12 protein-coding genes and 1 pseudogene are annotated in these 19,576 nt (G+C 30.8%); 2 read left to right on the plus strand and 11 right to left on the minus strand.

What is annotated here, in order from left to right:
• Window positions 1-107 precede the first annotated feature (107 nt).
• Window positions 108-2,471: a PAS domain-containing sensor histidine kinase gene (locus tag KPL51_RS07925; protein ID WP_216159220.1), complete on the minus strand. Its 2,364-nt coding sequence runs from the start codon at window positions 2,469-2,471 to the stop codon at window positions 108-110.
• Window positions 2,472-2,777: 306 nt separating this feature from the next.
• Here KPL51_RS07925 and KPL51_RS07930 point away from each other — a divergent pair, with 306 nt between their 5' ends.
• Complete coding sequence (locus tag KPL51_RS07930) at window positions 2,778-3,251, plus strand: DUF3231 family protein (RefSeq protein ID WP_216159222.1); 474 nt, start codon at window positions 2,778-2,780, stop codon at window positions 3,249-3,251.
• A 167-nt stretch (window positions 3,252-3,418) separates the two neighbouring features.
• Here KPL51_RS07930 and KPL51_RS07935 read toward each other — a convergent pair whose 3' ends face one another.
• The 10 genes and pseudogenes from KPL51_RS07935 to KPL51_RS24475 all read right to left on the minus strand — a co-directional run bounded on the left by KPL51_RS07935 (window position 3,419) and on the right by KPL51_RS24475 (window position 16,938).
• Window positions 3,419-5,884 (minus strand): ABC transporter substrate-binding protein, encoded by a 2,466-nt coding sequence (locus KPL51_RS07935; protein ID WP_216159224.1) that lies wholly within the window; start codon window positions 5,882-5,884, stop codon window positions 3,419-3,421.
• A 487-nt stretch (window positions 5,885-6,371) separates the two neighbouring features.
• Window positions 6,372-8,132 carry a glycosyl hydrolase family 28-related protein gene (locus KPL51_RS07940; RefSeq protein ID WP_280526762.1) on the minus strand — a complete coding sequence of 587 codons (1,761 nt, stop codon included), beginning with the start codon at window positions 8,130-8,132 and terminating at the stop codon, window positions 6,372-6,374.
• A 306-nt stretch (window positions 8,133-8,438) separates the two neighbouring features.
• Window positions 8,439-9,950: pseudogene (locus KPL51_RS07945) on the minus strand (fused DSP-PTPase phosphatase/NAD kinase-like protein).
• A 191-nt stretch (window positions 9,951-10,141) separates the two neighbouring features.
• Window positions 10,142-11,143 (minus strand): N-acetylmuramoyl-L-alanine amidase, encoded by a 1,002-nt coding sequence (locus KPL51_RS07950; protein ID WP_216159228.1) that lies wholly within the window; start codon window positions 11,141-11,143, stop codon window positions 10,142-10,144.
• Between the two features lie 148 nt (window positions 11,144-11,291).
• Window positions 11,292-11,981 carry a response regulator transcription factor gene (locus KPL51_RS07955; protein WP_216159230.1) on the minus strand — a complete coding sequence of 230 codons (690 nt, stop codon included), beginning with the start codon at window positions 11,979-11,981 and terminating at the stop codon, window positions 11,292-11,294.
• The gene (locus tag KPL51_RS07960; protein WP_216159232.1) at window positions 11,978-13,486 is read right to left on the minus strand and encodes a HAMP domain-containing sensor histidine kinase; all 1,509 of its coding nucleotides are present in this window, start codon (window positions 13,484-13,486) and stop codon (window positions 11,978-11,980) included. Before KPL51_RS07960 ends, KPL51_RS07955 begins: the two co-directional genes overlap by 4 nt.
• An 18-nt stretch (window positions 13,487-13,504) precedes the next feature.
• On the minus strand, window positions 13,505-14,746 hold the full coding sequence (locus tag KPL51_RS07965) for an ABC transporter permease (RefSeq protein ID WP_216159234.1): 1,242 nt from the start codon (window positions 14,744-14,746) through the stop codon (window positions 13,505-13,507).
• A gap of 46 nt (window positions 14,747-14,792) precedes the next feature.
• Window positions 14,793-15,485: an ABC transporter ATP-binding protein gene (locus tag KPL51_RS07970; RefSeq protein ID WP_216159236.1), complete on the minus strand. Its 693-nt coding sequence runs from the start codon at window positions 15,483-15,485 to the stop codon at window positions 14,793-14,795.
• Window positions 15,485-16,606 carry an efflux RND transporter periplasmic adaptor subunit gene (locus KPL51_RS07975; RefSeq protein ID WP_216159238.1) on the minus strand — a complete coding sequence of 374 codons (1,122 nt, stop codon included), beginning with the start codon at window positions 16,604-16,606 and terminating at the stop codon, window positions 15,485-15,487. The genes KPL51_RS07970 and KPL51_RS07975 overlap by 1 nt, the downstream gene beginning before the upstream one ends.
• Window positions 16,607-16,833: 227 nt before the next feature.
• A complete protein-coding gene (locus KPL51_RS24475) occupies window positions 16,834-16,938 on the minus strand; it encodes a cysteine-rich CWC family protein (protein WP_376770079.1) in 105 nt (34 codons plus the stop codon).
• Window positions 16,939-17,158: 220 nt separating this feature from the next.
• Between KPL51_RS24475 and KPL51_RS07980 the strand changes: the two genes are divergently transcribed.
• Window positions 17,159-19,531 (plus strand): PAS domain-containing sensor histidine kinase, encoded by a 2,373-nt coding sequence (locus KPL51_RS07980; protein WP_216159240.1) that lies wholly within the window; start codon window positions 17,159-17,161, stop codon window positions 19,529-19,531.
• Window positions 19,532-19,576: the final 45 nt, after the last annotated feature.

The raw sequence follows: 19,576 nt of genomic DNA on the forward strand, positions 1-19,576 counted from the left end.
CCCCCAATCACTTATTGGTTATTTTACCATATCTTATCAATGCCTACTAACTCAGGTTTGACATAGTAGGTTATTAATACAAATTATAAGACAATTTATAAAAATTATTAGCAAATATCTGAAAGTTCTATTTGAATACTCTCAGCCTTATTTTCCATTTTATTATTTTGCAACATATTTTCATGTATTACTCTTTTGGTAGGTAATACAACAGTAAATCTACTCCCGTTGCCTAATTCACTTTCAACGTATATGCTTCCACCATGTAATTCTACAATTGACTTAACTATACTTAATCCGATGCCAGTACCTTCTGCATTTCTTGATAGGGATTTATCCACCTGTTTAAATCTATCAAATATCATAGCTAAGTATTTATCTTCAATACCAATACCATTATCTTTTACTGATATTTCAACAAATTCACACTTATTCTTGATAGATACAAATATTTCATCACCTTCATCTGAGAACTTTATCGCATTTGATATAAGATTTAATACTATTCTCTCTATCTTTTCTGGGTCACAAGCAATAATTTTTTCTTCTGTATCAGTATCAAAAACAATATTTAAGCCTTTAATTCTAGTATAATTAGTTATTGACATCACTATCTCTTCTACAACATCGACTACATTGTTATTTGATAAGTTAATGTCAAAAAATCCTGCTTCAATTTTAGATAAATCAACTATATTATTGATAAGTTTAGATAATCTATAGGAATTTTGCTTTATTGATTCAATGTACTTAACAACTGAATCCTTTTTACTGTAAAATGAACCATCATTGCAATACATATTAAGTAATTGTGAGGTAGCAAATATAACATTTAGTGGAGTTTTAAGTTCATGAGATATGTTAGCAAAAAATTCTTCCTGCATTTGAATTACTTTTTCAAGTGCTTCATTTTTATCTCTCTCAGCAATCACTAATTTCTCTTGTTGAGCTTTAATTTCTTGTTCATTTCTTACCATCTCTGTAATATCTCGATGAGATACTACAGCAGAAACTAAATTATGTCGTTTATTAAAAACAGGGGTAGCATTAATCTCTATAATCTTAATTATATCGGATTGTTTAAGGATTATTCTTTCATTCCTTGCTCTTTCGCCCCTAAAGACTCGTCTTGTTGGAAGATTCTCAGGGAGTAGGATGTTATTGTCTAAATCAAAATATTGGTATCCATCATGAACTTCTGCTACTGATTTTCCAGTATCTATTTTAGGGTGTAGTTTACGTGCCTCAGCATTTAATAATATAACCTGACCTTCTTTATTGTAAAATGCTAAAGCATCAGGCATATTTTCAATGATTGCCTCAAGTTGTTCCTTTTGCTCTTGAATTTTTTTAGATTGTTCTATTGTGTCAGTTATATCATGAAAAGATGATACTATCATAGTTAAGTCATTATTATCATCATAAATCGGGATTGCGCTTGCATCCATAAAAAACTCTTTATCAAGACTTCTTATAAATATCTTACAATTTTTTACTCTTTCACCTTTTAATGCTCTGATTCCAGGCATATTATTATGTGGTATTTCCTTGCCTTGCATATCAAAGTATTTACTGTTGTTAGGAACTTGACCTAAAGCATTTAATTCATCAGGTTTATATAATAATCTCCTTGCCTCTGAGTTTGTTAGCATATATTTACCTTTATTATCAGCAATTATTATTCCATCAGATAAATTTTCAATTATATTACTTAGTTGTGTATTTCGTTGCAATAATTGTTGCTTTTTTCTCAACTGTTCCTTTTGATTATTAATTCTACCAAGAACCATTTCAGTAATTTCTGTAGAAGTTTCATATATATATCGCATCTTTCCGTTTTCAAAGATAGGTGTTTGAGTTGAATTCCAATAAGTTACACCTCTCTGAAAATTATCACATCTGAATTCTTTTATATAACTGGTCTTTTGTGATTCAAGAACGTTTCTCCAATTATCTTCAGCCTCACTTCCGACATATCCTGTTACAATTTCTCTAATTGGCTTACCTATACTATTTCCCTCTATATTAAAAGGCGAATCCATAAAATCAAGATACAATTGATTTGCTCTAAGCATTATTAAATCTGGCACACTGAAAACAGCAGAACCAATTATGTTATCGTTAAATGTTTGTTCTACAAAAGCGAGCTTGTCGTCAAGCCTGGATTTGAATTTTTCAATAAAAGAATATACTTTTTCATTAGTATCCGGGACATGAGAAATTACTATATCCACTTCTCTAGCTTCAAGAGACTTTGTGAATATATATGCTGAATACTTATTGTTGATGTTAGAAAGGTGTATTTGCGAATTAATTCTTAGCATCTCTCCTATTTCCACGAGTGATTTTCCTGTCAATTCATCAATAGAAAATCTTGTAAAATCAATGAATTCTTTATTGACCTCTGATATAATGCTATCACTTGAACGAAGACATGGTTGTATAATTCCTTCATTAAAAGTACACCCCATAATATATCCCCCCAATGTTTTTATATAATATCGCATGGTTTTCTTCGTTATTAATAAGCACATTACAAAATAAATTCATAATATGCATTATTTCACATATTATCACATCTGATGGTATATATATATAACTTTCATTATTGATAATGCGACATTTATTTACATATCAAAAGACATGAATTAAAATATAAGTCGATTTATGAAATTTTTATATAAATACCCCCCTAAGTGAAGATTTATAGTTAACCCTTTACTGAAACTCCCACGCATAAATGCATGTGGTTCTTAAGTACTAAATAACTTTCTTTAATGCTCTCAGTAAAACATAAAATTGTAAATGTATTTAATAATGAAAAAGCAGTTATTCCAATAGGATTTGATGAACGAGATATTATAAGGGAATCACCTCCTCTATTTGATGACATTTTTAATATAATGTTTCTGCGCCAAATGATGAAATTAAATTTTGGTCATTCTGCTATATTTTCAGCTATTTCATATATGAAAGATGTTCATGATATATTAAAGCTTAACTATAATATTGCGGATAAATTTTATGTTATGACAACAAACTATCTATTAGGAAAAGGAGTGCTTGCAAAGCCACCATATCTAGCCATGCCAAAACAAGTAGAAATTATTGAAGATAAAAATTACATGAGTAGAGCTAATTTTTTATCTGATAAACGCTCATTAAATACAATTGATTTACATGCTAAGCTTGCAATTATGGCTACGGACGCATTTGGTTTTGCAAAAAAAAGGTGGAAAATTAATGATTGAACATAAATGGATGGAAGAACCACCTCAAATGGAAGACAGAAATCAGCTTGTAAAATAAGGTATTGGCAAAAGGCATTCTATATAATAAACATTATATAGTACAAAAGAGAGAATATCTAAAAAAGTTTAGATAATTCTCTCTTTTGTTATGGGAATGTAGCTGCATATTATTCTTTAACAATATCTTCAAATCTTACCATTCCTAAAGGATTTAGCCTTGCACCAAATACACCAGTATTAGTAGCTATTGCAACTTGAGGATGATATAGAGAAATCCATGGATATTCGTCAACAATTTTCTTTTGAATTTCTTGGTACTTATTAATACGCTTAAGTGGATTTAATATTTCTTTAGCAGTATTCATCATTTCTAAAACAGCCTCATTATTATATCCAGTAAAATCAGTATAATTTGTCACATTAAAATTAGGTTGAAGAAAATTATCAGGGTCGCCAGTATCCGCAATCCATCTACTTATAAACAAATCACTGTTAGTTATATTTTCAAAGTATTTATCTGAAGGAACCTTTTGAACTATACAGTCTATCCCTACTTTATTTAAATCTTCAAGAACATATTGAGCAATCTTATTGAATACAGTGTCACTATCACCTTCCCTTATAAGTAGCTTAAGCTTTTGCGATGAGCCTACTCCTTTTTTAGATAAAAGATTTTTTAGCATACTAGGATTGTAATCAAAAATAGGCAAATAATTATTATCTATTATGCTAGGCGGAAAAGGTCCCCTTGATTCAATAGCCATTCCTCCTAAAATTTCGCTTATAATTCTTTTCCTATCAATAGAATGATTTAATGCTCTTCTTATATCCTGGTCTTTAACAAGCTCTGAATTGCTTTTTAAATTAAAACCAACATAGTAAGTTCCCATAACATCTTTCATTTTAATAGTTGAAGATTTAGAATTTTTAAGGCTTTCCATAAGACTTTTATTATCTACAGTAATAAAATCATAATCCTTATTTAAAAATTTTTCTGCTGCATTTTTAGGATTAAACTCAATTTGAACTTTATCTGCATAGGGATCACCACCGTAGTAATCCTTAAAAGCTGTTAGAGTACAACCGTCAGTTCGTATTTCTTCTATAATGAATGGACCACAGCCAACGATCTCGCCTTTTTCTATTTCTTCTTTAGCAATAATAGAGCAACAGTATTGTCCAAGATTAAGTAAAAACCCTGTATACGGAACTGTAAGTTTTAAAGACAGTCTATATTTATCTAATACTGTTATTCCAATAACTTCTTTAGCATTGCCTCTTAAATACTGAGTAGCACCTTCTATATTTTCAAGAAACCAACTATTTGGTGATTTACATTTTGGGCTTAAAATTCTTTCATATGTATATTTAATATCACTGGCTGTCACTTCGCGCCCGTTATGAAATCTTGCACCTTTTCTTAAATTAAAGACCCAAGTTAGATGGTCCTCTTCTACATACCAGCTTTTTGCTATTCCGGGAGAAACATCACCTGATGAACCAATTGTAAGTAAGGCTGCATGAGCATTTACGATTACTTGTCCACTCTCTTGATCTATTGCAAGACATGGATCAAATCCAAGCGGAGCACCATATAAACAGGTCCTTAGAATTGTTTCTTCTTTTGCCTCTGATGGAACTTCCTTAATCAATTTATCAGATATGTATAATAAATCTTCTGAAACCTCTGTTAAAATGTTAAGAGATGTTTTTGTATATTGAGTGTTTAAAGAAGCTGATTCTACAATTGATAATAATTTCACTGAAGTATGGTTCATTTCTTCTGTGGAGCTCATAACATCCTCTAAATTTTGAGTTTGATTTACTAGCGCTAAGTTTATCTCTGCTGTTACGTTAGTGCTAGTTTGAACTGCTTTTATAATGTTTTGGAAAACCTGCATAGTGTTCTTAGCTATTTCACTTCCTTCTTTTACTTTTACAGTTGTCTTATCCATAGCATTAATAGTATGTTTTATACTATCGTTTATCTCATTTATTGTCTTAGAAATAAATCCAGCAGATTCTACACTTCGTTCTGCCAATTTCTTAACTTCTTGTGCAACCACTGTAAACCCTCTTCCCGCTTCCCCGGCCCTTGCGGCTTCAATAGATGCATTTAAAGAAAGGAGATTTGTATGATTAGCGATATCTTTAATAATATTTAGCATTTCATTAATATGTGCTGATTTTGTGTTAAGATCTATAACAACTGTTTTTGCGTCGTCCACAGATTGTTCTATGTCAGTCATCGCTTTAATAGAGTTATCTACAGCCCTACGTCCTTCTTGTGCTATTTCCATGGTTTGTTCTGATATTTGTTTTGAATTTTCGGTACTCGCAAGTACCTCCTCAGCTAATGCAGAATAATTAGTAATCTCATTTACCAATTTTTCAATTGAATCCATCTGTACTACTACATATTGATTGATATTGTCTGTAATACCAATTAAGTTTTCTGTGGCGAAACCAGTTTCATCAATTTTGTTATTTAATTTATTTACAATACATTTTTGGTTGTGTTTCAAAAGTGCTAGTTTATTTTGAGATGTGGGATGTTTATCGTTGTCATACTTTGTATTGTTTTCGTCGATAATATCAATAGAGCTTGATTTCGTTCTCTTCCAATTCAGCATATTTATCCCCCTTGTAAAAAATGATTTATAACAATAATAATTCTATATACATTATTAGCCAAAATAATTAAAAGGTCAATATAAATATTGGATAATTAGAAGTTTATCATCAAACTTTCGTTACTTAGTTTTCAAAATTTCCATGATACTTCTCAGCCTGCCTTCCTCCTGTAATTGACCAGCATAGCTAATAACAAATGTATTGACACAAAAATCATTAAAGAATGGCTTATGAATAATCTTGCTATGTATAATGTAGATGATATAGAAAACATTTATCTTGCTACCATAGATTGTTTTAAAAAATTATATGTTTCTATAAAAAATTAAAACATCCAATAAAAATACATATAAAAACATACAATATAAGATGTTTTTTATTGAATGATCTAATTAGCCCTAGCGCCTCTAATGGCTTAAGCTTCGTTGTATTGAATTTTAAGTTTATTATAAGCATTGACTAATTATTATTGCTAAATTATTCTTGCTATTTTCTTGTCCCTCTTAAATGGTTATTAGTCACAAAACTATTATTAAAAAACTTACCAGTGCCAGAAAGACTGTTTTTCCCTGCACCCACAACGATTTGGTTATCCATAAAAAATAGTAAACTATAACCCACAGTGGTCAATATCCCATAATAAGGTGTCACTTGATTATCTCTACCATGCTTGACACCACGCATTGTAATGTTTTTACCAGTACCCGTACCTAATGCATCAAACCGTATTGTATAACAGCAATACGAAAACCCACGATTAATATTTTCAATAATAATATTGTCCATTGTAGAATATTCCCCATCTTTACTGACCAAGATAGTACACGGATAACTTCCTAAAGTGGTAGCCCATCCACAGTTTCTAATAGTTAAATCCCTTACACAACATCGACTACCATTTAAGTAGAAAGCAATAGGAAATCCTTCAATAGTACAATTAATTAATGACCAATCATCATACAATATAAACGCATATGGGGCCTTAAACATAGTATCTAATTGTGCTAGAGAAGTAGCTGCGTTATAACCATTGTGAATTAATTTGGTATTAAAGAATTTAATATTTTTAGAGACAGCATAAAAAGATGTTGGGGTTAAAGCAGTTGTATTGGTAATGACAAATTTACTATCCCGAACGGTCATTCCGATTATAGCACGGTTTGTAAGCCATCCTAAGCAGGAACTAAATTTTACATTATCAATAGTTAAATCCATTCCACCATCATAGGCAAAAGGTGTACCATTAGAGGATTCTATATTTCTAGCAGTATGTCCTATTCCTGACATTTGCATGCCGTTGTCAATAACCGCATTTTCATATGTAAAAAATCCACAACAAGCATGGGTATCTAAAGAAGCCCCAAAGGAATTCGTTATATATATTCCAGTAGCTTTAACATATAAAGGACATGCATATCCAGAGCCACCACCTGCAATACCATGTCGACAATTTTTTATACGAATATCTTCCATGAACACTCGTTTACTTCCGTCTACTACAACAATTCCATAATCTAAGCCTAGATCTGCTGTACCGCCCTCTGCATAAATCGTTTTACATGATACATTAAAACTTCTACTTATTATAATACCAGCATAATTATTCTTTTTTGCTTTTATTCGTTCAATCCGTACACCATTACAATACTGTATATTAATTCCTGTGCCGTAACTTGTTGTATCTCCATCTCTAGTAATAGTCAAATCACTAATCTCAATATTTTTTGTTGGTGTAAAAGATTCGACGCCCTTAGTCGCAATTAGTGGGAAAGTTAAAAAGGCTGACTCTGTAAAGGTCACATCAGTAGATGTAGCACTATCCACCTCAAAAATTTCCCCTTTTGTATAATAAGTTCTGATAACTTCTGGCTCCCATCCGCTAGTAAACATATCATTGGACTGAAAACAAATTGAATCACCTGGTTGTACAGAATTATTAATAGTATTCGCTTTACTCCCTGTGTTTAAATCTGTGGTTTGAGTTAAAGAGATGAGTGTAGGAACCTCCGTTTGAAAAGCAGAAGCTTCATTATTGGCTTTTAAGTCAATAATGGTTAAATCAATTCCTGCCCCTAATATTCGTATATTTGATTTTAACATAATTGGTGCACTAGTATAGTAAGTCCCTTCTGGTAAATAAACTATTCCACCCCCTGATAAATAAGTCATATCAATAGCAAATTGAATTGCAATTGTATCATCTATGACTCCGTCACCTATAGCACCAAACCTTTTTACATTATCCATGATTTCACACCTTTCCATAATTCACTATCAGTCTTAAAAATATATTCAGCATTTAATGTATCTATACCTTTTAAAACTTCTATTACCTTTTCAATATTATTCTCAATTTTATTAACTTAACTATCAATTAAATAATTAATTACTAATACTGACTTCCTATATTACTATTACACATTTATCCCATCTCAAATATCCATATAAACCCAACAACTCAATACGAAAAAAACAAAGGACTTATTACAACTATAGCTTCAGTGATAATAAATCCTCATATATTAGGGTATATTCACAAATACTCAATCGGGATTAGTGTTTAACATTCTTCTTTATTAATTCCATAAATGTTGCTGGGGTGACTATTGACACTTTGTGATTTTCCTTTAGCTTATTCACAACTTTTTCAATATTACTAAGACTTTTGCTCCAAGCATGAACATATACAAAGGTGTAACTATTAGAATTATAAATATCCACTTGCCCAGAATCAATTCGATTATTAATAATTTGAAGTAAGTTATCCTCACTTTCAAGAGTATCCCAAAGAAGATCTCTACAGGACACTATAGGTTTATTATTGGACCAAATAATCTCTCCATGATAGTTGTCATGTTTATGATAATCAAGATAAAACAATCCGTGTATATTAGGCTGAGCAGTAAATTTATCCCAAAGCTCCTTATTATAAAAAGAAGAGTCATCGATAATTGCTATATATTTCTCATCTACTTTTTTCATATAATTATTTAATCTATTAATATATACCCCCAGTGTATTCTTATCAAACTTACTTGGATACATATAGCCATTTCCAGAGGGTGGTACTATAAAATAATCATTAGTAGATCCATGAGCTGCACTTTCATAATATAAATTAAATACGGTAGGTGCAAGGTAATATAATGATGGACTTATTGACCAACCCTTGAAGGGTAGCGATCATTATCACTCCACTTAATATTAGACATCAATATTTTTCTTACAGTATTTATAGAAATTTTGCAAAAAATTTACTCTTTCATTATTATTAAAAGATTTAATATGGCTCTCATCAAAATTAGCTAAAAGTAATTGTCTATTTATAATATCCTCAGCCGAAACTCTTTTGGAATTTTTCATCATATCATACATAATCATGAAGGTTGTAGTCCTTCCTATGCCTTGTTTACAGTGAAAATGAAGCCAGGTATTTTTAGGTTGTAGTTTTACTAAATACACAAAGTAATCCACCATATCATCTGTAGGTATCTTACCATCAGTAACAGGGATGCGTATATATGATAATGATTTAGAATTAACAAGATGATCTTCATCTTCAACTTTTGTTGGAACTACAGTTATATTCTTGTGATTATAAAAAGTCATAGGCACATTTAACTTAATACTACTTAGTTTAGTATATTCATCCAATAAAACTTCACCCATTGTTAATCCCATGTTAGCATCATTTCTTTCATTGGCCCAGCTAATGGGCGCTCCATTAATAAATCCGTGTGATTCTTGTCTTAGATCAATAACTGTTATATGCAATGAGTTTCCTATACTATCTATTATAAGAGGTAAATTGAACTCAGAAAATTGTTGACTACCAGAAATATTTAATGTATTTAGACCACTAATATTTAATTCGCTATTGCCTTGTGTATTTAATATATCTGTTGACTTGCGAAAATGTTTTGGCATGTCATAGTAATTTTGAGAATCTAAAACAAGATTCACCACATCATCTAATTGTGAGTCAGATGCTTGAGTACTATCTCCCATCCTATTGATAAAGAATATTTCATTATTTGTCTTAACATAATTATTTAGCATCATCATATTATAAATATATGGATACCTGATATACATTATAAACCCTCCAAAAAATACTTACTACAATATATTATGCATGAATGATGTTTTGGTACTGATTACAAATTAACTCTAAAAGAATTAACAACCTAAAAAAACACCTCAATTGCAATAATACAATTAAGGTGTTTTCTTATAATAATTTAAACCTAAAACTATTAATATACTATATTACTTATGCCTAAGGTCTTAAGAATACCTGTTGCAATTGCCTTAGCCAAGGTATATTGATAGGCCTGTGTAGCTAATAATCTTTCATCCTCAGGATTAGATATAAATGCTGATTCCACTAAAATAGACGTAGCATCTACATGTTTTATAACATATAACCCTGAAGTAGTTTTAATCTTCCTATCAACATTTCCAGTAACTTTAACTAATTCCGTTTGTACTGCTTGGGCTAGCTTTTGTCCAGCTACACTTCCGGTGAAATAATATGTTTCAATACCAGTAGCTGACGGGGCTGAAAAGCTATTCTCATGAATGCTTACGAAATAATTTGGTTTAGCACTATTCGAAATATCACATCTTGCTTGAAGATTTTGAGCTTCATTTGTGGACCAAGGTATATTATCAGTTGTTCTTGTGTATATTGTTTCAACACCATTTTTAACTAATATACTCCCCACTTTTAAAGTAATTGCCAGTGTTACGTCTTTTTCTTTAAGTCCCGTTGGTCCTATTGCTCCCGGATCATTTCCTCCATGACCTGCATCTAAAACTATTTTATATTTTACAGGCTCACTTTTAGTAATAAAGCTCATCCTCACTTCTTTGGGAAAAGGTTTTCCATCTGTGGACTTTACATTTACCGTCACTATGATTGTATATGTCTTATTAGGTTCATAATTTATAATAGGTTTAACTATAACAGCTTTATTACCATTAGCTAAACTAACACTAATATCTTTATGTTCGTTATTTTGTCCAACTACCATTATGTTTGTGGCATTTATTGTAGTAGCGCTTAGAGCCTTATTAAAATTCACTGTCCAAGATTTACTAATTGACACATCTTTTTTAAGTCCTAAATCGGTGTATGTACTAGCCTTAACTATTGATTGCATATGTAAACACAATGTAATAGATAAAATCATAATTATAAATGCTTTAAAGAAATTTTTAATATTATTCCTCCTAAAATGTTTTGAATTGTTCATTTCTCCAAGAAATATTCTATTATTGAATAATAAGCAATTCTATAAAACAACCTCCACTTTATATTACGGTTGTTTCAACAATTAGTTTCAATTTATGATAAATATCCGTATAATTTTAATCCAACGTCTATATTATATTCTTAAATACTTACATTTCAAATCTATATCCAACACCCCATATTGTTTCAATATATTTAGGATTTGATGGGTCAACTTCGATTTTTTCCCTCAACTTTCTAATGTGTACAGTTACAGTTCCAATATCTCCCAAAGAGTCCATGCCCCATACTTTTTCAAAAATATTATCCTTTGAAAATACTTTGTTTGGATTAAGAGCTAAAATTGTTAAAATATCAAATTCTTTTGCGGTCAATATTACTTCGTTACCGTTAACATATACACGCCGAGAAGTAGGGTAAATGCTAAGTCCTTTTATCTCAATTATTTCATTTTGGTCTTTAGTTCCTCTAATTAGCCTTTCATATCTTGCGATATGAGCCTTTACTCTTGCTACAAGCTCTCCCGGACTGAACGGTTTTGTTATGTAATCATCAGCTCCTAGTCCTAGCCCACGAATTTTGTCAATATCCTCTTTTTTAGCAGAAACCATGAGTATAGGAACATCCATTCCATTTCTTATTTGTCTGCAAATTTCAAAGCCATCTACTTTAGGAAGCATAACATCAAGTATAATGAGGTTATAGTTCTTATTAAGTGCAGCACTGAGCCCTGTTTCTCCGTCAACTTCAATATCAACTAAAAAACCATTTATCTCTAGATAGTCCCTTTCAAGCTCTGCAATACTGAGTTCATCTTCTATTATCAACACTTTTTTCATTTTATCATCGACCTTCCGCTAATGCATTTCTTAATAATAAAGAATATACTAGTGCCGAGTCCAACTGTACTCTCAGACCATATTTTCCCGCCATGTCCAATAATTATTCTCTTAGCAATTGCAAGTCCAAGTCCACTTCCACCAGTTTGAGAATTTCTTGATGGGTCAGCTCTATAAAATCTATCAAATATAAATGGAAGAGTTTCTTTAGATATCCCTCGCCCATTGTCTTTGATTTCAAATTGCACAAAATCGCCAAAATCTTTCAGTGTTATTAGTATCTCTCCACTTTCCTTATCCATATATTTCACAGAGTTTTGAACGATATTTAATATTACCCTTCTTAGTTTTTCACGATCAGCCATTATTGATATTTTGTCTTCAATTTCATAAATCAAGTGTATTTCAACACTATTCTTCTCCAAATCAAACTTAAGTTCTTCCATACTGTCATCTAAATAACTTTTTATGTCAACCTCTTCAAAATCAAATGGCAGTTTATTCAAATCAAGCTTTGAAAATAGAAATAATTCATCTATCAGCTTATCAATATCACTTGCTTTTTTATAAATAGTATTTATATATTTTTCCATCTTTTCAGGTGTATCTGCTACACCATCTTTAATTCCCTCCACGTAGCCTTTAATTGCAGTTACCGGAGTTTTTAAGTCATGTGAAATATTTGAAATGAGTTCTCTTTTGTTGTTTTCATACTGAAGCTGCACCTCAACTGATTCTTTTAGTCTGCGCCTCATGTCTTCAAATTCTTTGCAAAGCTGTCCAATCTCGTCATTTGTATTAGACTTAACTTCAAAATCAAGATTACCTTCTTTTATTTTAGTAGAAGCTTTTTTTAATGCTATTATTGGCTTCGCTATCTTTTTAGAAACCCAATATGTAAGTATTGAATTAACTAGAATCATTATTAAAATAATAATAGCGATGTATACTAATAAAAATCTCTTAGTAATTGTCAGCATTGCCCCAGCATCTGTCATTATAAAAATACTTCCTGAACTTTTATCTTGGAAATAAAAATCATATTGCTTAGAAAGCACAAGGTAATTCAAAAGAAGATTAGGGTGCATTCTCTCTTCTTGGTTAAATCCAAATTCAGGAAGGCTCTTTTTAATATCACTTTTATTAATAAACTCAGTGGAATAGGTTATGCTACCATTTTTTCTTACTACTATTCCGCTGTGTGTCAATTTCAATTTGCTATCAAGCTTTGATAAATAATTTTTATTTTCAAGTATATTAGGATTTACTTCTATATCTTTTTCTATATCCATAAGTATTAATGAGTTCTTATCAAATAGGTCTTTTAATGGGTTGCTTTTAAATACATTACTTTGAAATGGATGCCCATTGTATTTTATGTCATAAGCTTCATCAATACTTTTTACATAAAAACTGGCAACAACTGGCAGTACTAACAAAGACAAAATAATTGGGACTATAAGCATCGCCATATATGAAACTATGAGCCTAAATTTTATGGACATAAAAATTCCTCCTAAATTCTATTCATATCGTAGTGCATCTATAGGATTTAATCTTGCAGCTTTCCTTGCAGGATAAATTCCAAAGAATATACCAACCGCAGACGAGAACAATATTACTTCTATAATAACAGATATTGAAACACTAGGGTTAATGTTTGCAAAAGACCCTATTATTTCAGCTGAGAATATTCCCAGACTCATACCTATAAGTCCACCTATAAGTGATAAGATAACAGATTCAGTTAAAAATTGAAATAATATAGCATTGGTTGTAGCTCCAATAGCTTTTCTAATACCAATTTCTTTAGTTCTCTCAGTAACTGAAACGAGCATTATATTCATAACTCCAATGCCTCCAACTAAAAGTGATATAGCTGCAACAGCACTAAGAAAAGTTGTGAAAACTCCCAATACTTGATTAATTGAATCAAGCATACTTGCTGAATTAGTAGCCTTATAGAGATTTAGAGTTTTGTTGTCATGATTAGCTTGAAGAATTTTTAAAGCCTCATTTCCAGTTTGCACTGAAGTTTCCTGTGAACTTGATGTTATACTAATTGATGATATGTTAAAATCTATTGGATATAATGTTTGGAGGAATGTAATTGGCACTGTTGCCATTGTTGGTGTGTTATCAGCTTTTCTACCTGGAGGTCCTCCTTCGCTGCTAGCTCCACTACTAAACATGCTACTCGCTTTTGAAACACCTACTACAGTGGCATTTTTACTAGAAGCTACAGGACCTAATTTAAATGATTTCCCTACAGCATCATCTGTTCCAAATAATGATATTGCGGAGGTCTGATCTATTACGACAACAGCTTTACCCTCTTCAACCTCTCTATCATTTAGAAACCTTCCATAAACAATCTCTACATTACTTATCAATGAATAATCTGTATTAACTCCAGTAATGTTTGCCGTATTAGTTTTAGTATCAGTTCTCGCTGTTCCTTTTTCGGATACAGTTGGAGAAATATACTTAGCCGTATCTACCTTATTTTTAATTTGCTTTACATCATCAAGTGTAAAATAATCACTTGTTTGCTCAACTTTTGATGAATCTACAGATAGAGTAACTGTGTTTGCTCCCATCTTAGCAAATTGATCGGCTATATAACTCTTTCCTCCATTACCAAGCGAAACAATAGTAATTACTGAACTTATACCTATTATAATTCCTAGCATAGTAAGAAAAGATCTCATTTTATTTGACAGAATGCTAGACATCGCCATTTTAAAACTCTCTAAAATATTCATAACTGCCCTCCATTTAACACTAAAAAAATTTGTCAGTGCTACCTATTTATAATACTGTCCTACCCTCAACCGGATAATCGTCAACTATATTTCCATCTCGAAATCTTACAACTCTTTTTGCACATTTTGCTATATCGTCTTCATGTGTAACCATTAAAACGGTTGCACCTTCATTGTTTAACCTTTGAAATATTTTCATAATTTCAATTGATGATTTTGTATCTAGATTACCTGTTGGTTCATCTGCCATAATAACTGCTGGATTGTTAACCATTGCCCTTGCTATTGCAACTCTTTGTTTTTGTCCTCCAGATATTTCATTTGGCCTATGTTTTACTCTGTCGGATAGCCCAACCTTTTCAAGTGCACTCAGTGCTCTTTTTCTTCTTTCTCTTAATGGCACTCCTGCATAAAGCATTGGAAGTTCAACATTTTCAAGTACCGATATTCTTGGAAGTAGATTAAATGATTGAAATACAAATCCTATTTCTTTATTTCTTATGAACGCAAGTTGATTATCGTAAAGATTTGAAACATCTTGTCCATTTAAAAGATATGTTCCACTATCCATTTTGTCCAAACACCCTAAGATATTCATAAAAGTTGATTTTCCTGAACCAGAAGGTCCCATTATGGCAGTGAATTCGCCCTTTTCAACTTTAAGGGTTACCGATTCAAGTGCAGTAAAGTCAATATCTCCAGTTACATATCTTTTTAATATATCATTTACTTGTATCATTATTTACCTCCTACAGCTTCAGCTTCTTTAACCATTAACCCATTTGTAATGGTGGCTCCTGGATTTAATATTACAATGTCACTAGCCTTTACTCCGCTAATAACTTGAACATCCGCATCTGATTGTATTCCCAATTTAACAGTTTTTTGGACTGCCTTGCCATTTTCAGAAACAAACAAGTAAGTTGATCCATCTTTATTAGTTAATATTGCTTCAGCAGGAACTTTCAGTACATTTAATGCTTGATTAAGCAATATATCAACATCTGAATCAAAGTTGACTTTTAACATTGGAGCTACTTCTAGTACATCCAATTCTACAGTTAAAGTTGTATCTCCCCCTGCAGCTGAAGTATTAACTGTTGCGGTTGGATAAATTTTTGAAACCTTGGCTTTATAGACCTTACTGTTACTCAAAATTGTTGATTCTTGTCCAATTGCTACCTTAGCAGCATCATATTTACCAACTTTAACAACTGCTTTTAAGCTTGAAATATCTTGGACAATTATAGCCGTTTCTTGACTTCCAGTTTGCCCATTCACAACATTAACTGCTGTTACTACTCCATCTATGTTTGAAGTAATATATGAATTTTGAGATAGCTTGGTTTTTGCTGAGTCAAGTGTTATCTTTGCCGTGGCAACAGCATAATCAAGTTGTTTTATTTTTTCATCTGATAATACACTTGCCTCTGCTGTGTTAATTGTTGCAGCATTTGCTTGAGTATCAGCTGTATTTGCTATAGTATTTGTTGCATCATTGTCTTTATTTACAGCATCTTGTTTCTGAGATAGTGCATTGTTATACCCTATTTGAGCAGATGCTACTTGATTTTTAAAATCAGATGTATCGTAAGTTAAAAGGGTAGCACCTTTTTTAGTTCTATCTCCAACACTAACATTAACATTTAAAATTTTAGCCGTTGATGATACCGTATAATCTTTTTCAGTTTTAGATTTTATTGTACCTGTGGTAGATAAATACATTTTAACATCACCCATTACAACCTTTGAGGTTTTTACGACTATGCTCTGTTTCTTGTTTTTTGAAGTAATTTGGATTCCTCCAATTGTACCTATTAAAGCTACTATAACTACACCAATAATAATTTTCTTTTTCATGATGGCCTCCTGTTTACTTGTAATTATGAATTACTGATCTCATAATTTTATTTTACATGGCAAATATTAAAAAAATATTATCTAAATATTAAATTTTTATTAAATAAATCTATATGTGTTTATTATTGCTCCCTTTTCCTAAACGCAAAAATGAGTCGCATAAAAATATACGACCCTAGTAAGTTGTGATATTGGTTTAATTTCTTAAAATAAATCAGAAATTTAATCTATTTTTGATATTTCTCTAAGCAAGACTTACATATACAAGCTTTGCCCCTTTTTTCATTAGGAATTAAATCTAATATGTACTTTGGAAATTCAACCTTTTTCACTATACAATAATTAATGCATACTCAATATTATACCATTGTTCACCAATGGTATCTTTAAGAAAAAATTGTATTATAATTATACAATTTATATAATTTAGTTCTAAAATATGTAATTTCAATATAAAATATGGTAATATGTAATAAGAAGCATATTATTACTATGCTTCTTACATAAAGATGAAATCTATACGAGTACTTGTTAAAAAATGGGGGTAATATATTGAGAAATGCTTTAAGCAATAAATTAATAGAACCATATTTTTATTCGTGCGATAGTATTATAACAGATGTAAATAAAGAATTCATTGATTTTACTGGTTTTTCAATGGGTGAATTGCTAGGTAAATCTATTACAGAGATATGCAGCATGTTAAAAATCAATTCGAAAATACTTCTTGATAATATTAAAAGTGAGTATCCAATATATATATTTACAAAGTCGCTTTACGCAAGAGAAGTTAATTTATCACTTTTTCATGACGTGGTGGCAAATGGACAAAGATATACCTTTGTTGAAAAACCAAATTCTAGACTTGATGACAAACTGATTTTTATGGAACAAATGTTTATAGATAATAACATAACGGGCTATGCTGTGTACAGTGCTCCAGATTTAATATTGCTCAAATCCAATCAAAAATATCTAGGTTTAATAGCTTCCCCTCTTAATAATGAGGGAAGTAGTATAGGTAGACCCATTAAAGAAATTGTAGAGGGATTTGTAGGTAGCGAATGCGATGTTGTTTGGAATTCTATTCTTGAAACAAAAAAGAACAGCTATATAAAAGAATTTAGATCTTATAATTTTAAGGACGATGTAGCTTATTGGAATTTTACTCAAACAGCTATACTGGAAAACGGAAAAATTAAATATATATTTGAGACTGCTTCTGAGGTTACTGCAAAGGTTTTCAAAAATCAAAGCTTATTACAAAAAAACAAGATAATTGAGCAAACCAGAAAAATTGAAGAACAGAAAAAGCAATTAGAAGCTATCATAGAAAATATATCTGATGGTATATCTATTTTTGATAGTGAAGGCAAATATATATCATTTAACAAATCAGAAAGAAAAATGTTTTTCCCATATTATGAATACCTGCCCCAAACGAATGATAGGTATTATATATATATAGATAAGACCAGCGATAGTTATAATCAAGCCAAGCTTTATAATATAAAAGGACAGGAGATTACTTTAGAAAATACTCCGATTTGTAGAGTTATGAGAGGTGAAAAATTCAAAAATATGAGAATGACAGTTAAATTCCCTCATAAAGTATTACAAATAAATATTAGTGGAACACCTATTTATGATAGTGAAGGGAAATTCACTTTAGGGGTGCTTTGCAGCCAAGACATGACGGACTATTTTAAGCGTGAAGAAGCTATAAGAGACCAATATAAATTCTTAAATAGATTAGTAGATACTTTTGATTTGCCTGTTGTTAGAATATCATGCCCAAATTTAAATATTGTGGATATTAATAAAAAGGCATTTAATATAATTAAGTTATTGAAACCCGATATTGTATCCGTCAGCAATTTAATTCAAAATAAGCTTGAAGATTTATTTAAAATATATGAACCATTAGAAACAAGTAAATGTTATCAGTATATTAATGAAGTGATAATAGAGAAGAAAACTAAGTATTTTAATAAAAAAGCAATTTTATTAAATGGAAACCAGCTATATTGGAATATTATTTTTGAACCCATTATTGATGTAAATGGAGAAATCCAAGAAATATTGGTCATAGTAATAGATGTTACTGCTGAAATAAAATCTAATATAGTAATGGAAAAGGCATTAAAATTACAAGGCGAATTTCTTGTTAATATATCTCATGAACTTAAAACGCCACTAAATGTTATATTTGCCACAGCTCAGTTATTTGATTTGTATTGCAATAGTGGTTCCTTGGACGATAAGAAAAATTCAATTATTAAATATATAGAATCTATTAAGCAAAATTCCTATAGACTATCTAAACTTATAAATAACATAGTTGATTTATCTAAAATTGAAGCAGGATTCTATAAATTAAACTTATCAAATAACAATATAGTGCCCATTGTAGAAGATATAGTGATGTCCATAACTAATATCGCTGACATCAGAGGCTTAAATATTATTTTTGATACGGATACAGAAGAAAATATTATTGCTTGTGACCCAGAAGCAATAAATAGAATAGTTTTGAATCTTATATCAAATGCGATAAAATTTTCAGACATGGGCGATGAAATATTTGTAACTATTGTGAATAAGAATGAATTTGTTGAAATATCAGTCAAAGATAATGGTATTGGCATTGAAGATAAGAACTTAGATATGATTTTTGATAGGTTTAAACAGGTAGATAAATCTCTGTCAAAAAATTCAGAAGGTACGGGTATTGGCTTAAGTTTAGTTAAGTCTATTGTCGAATTACATGGTGGTAGCATACATGTTGAGAGTGACTTTGGGAAAGGTAGTAAATTCACAGTTAAACTTCCTTCAAGAAGGGTACTTCAAGAAAGTAAGCTTTATATTAGCAAATTACCCATTAAAAATCAGAATATACGAGTAGAACTTTCAGATATTTATTAGAGTTTTGTTTATACTAACCATAGTTTTTCCTCACAGCAAAAAATG

The sequence above is a fragment of the Clostridium bowmanii genome, assembly GCF_018861315.1.
Lineage (GTDB): Bacteria > Bacillota > Clostridia > Clostridiales > Clostridiaceae > Clostridium_AD > Clostridium_AD bowmanii.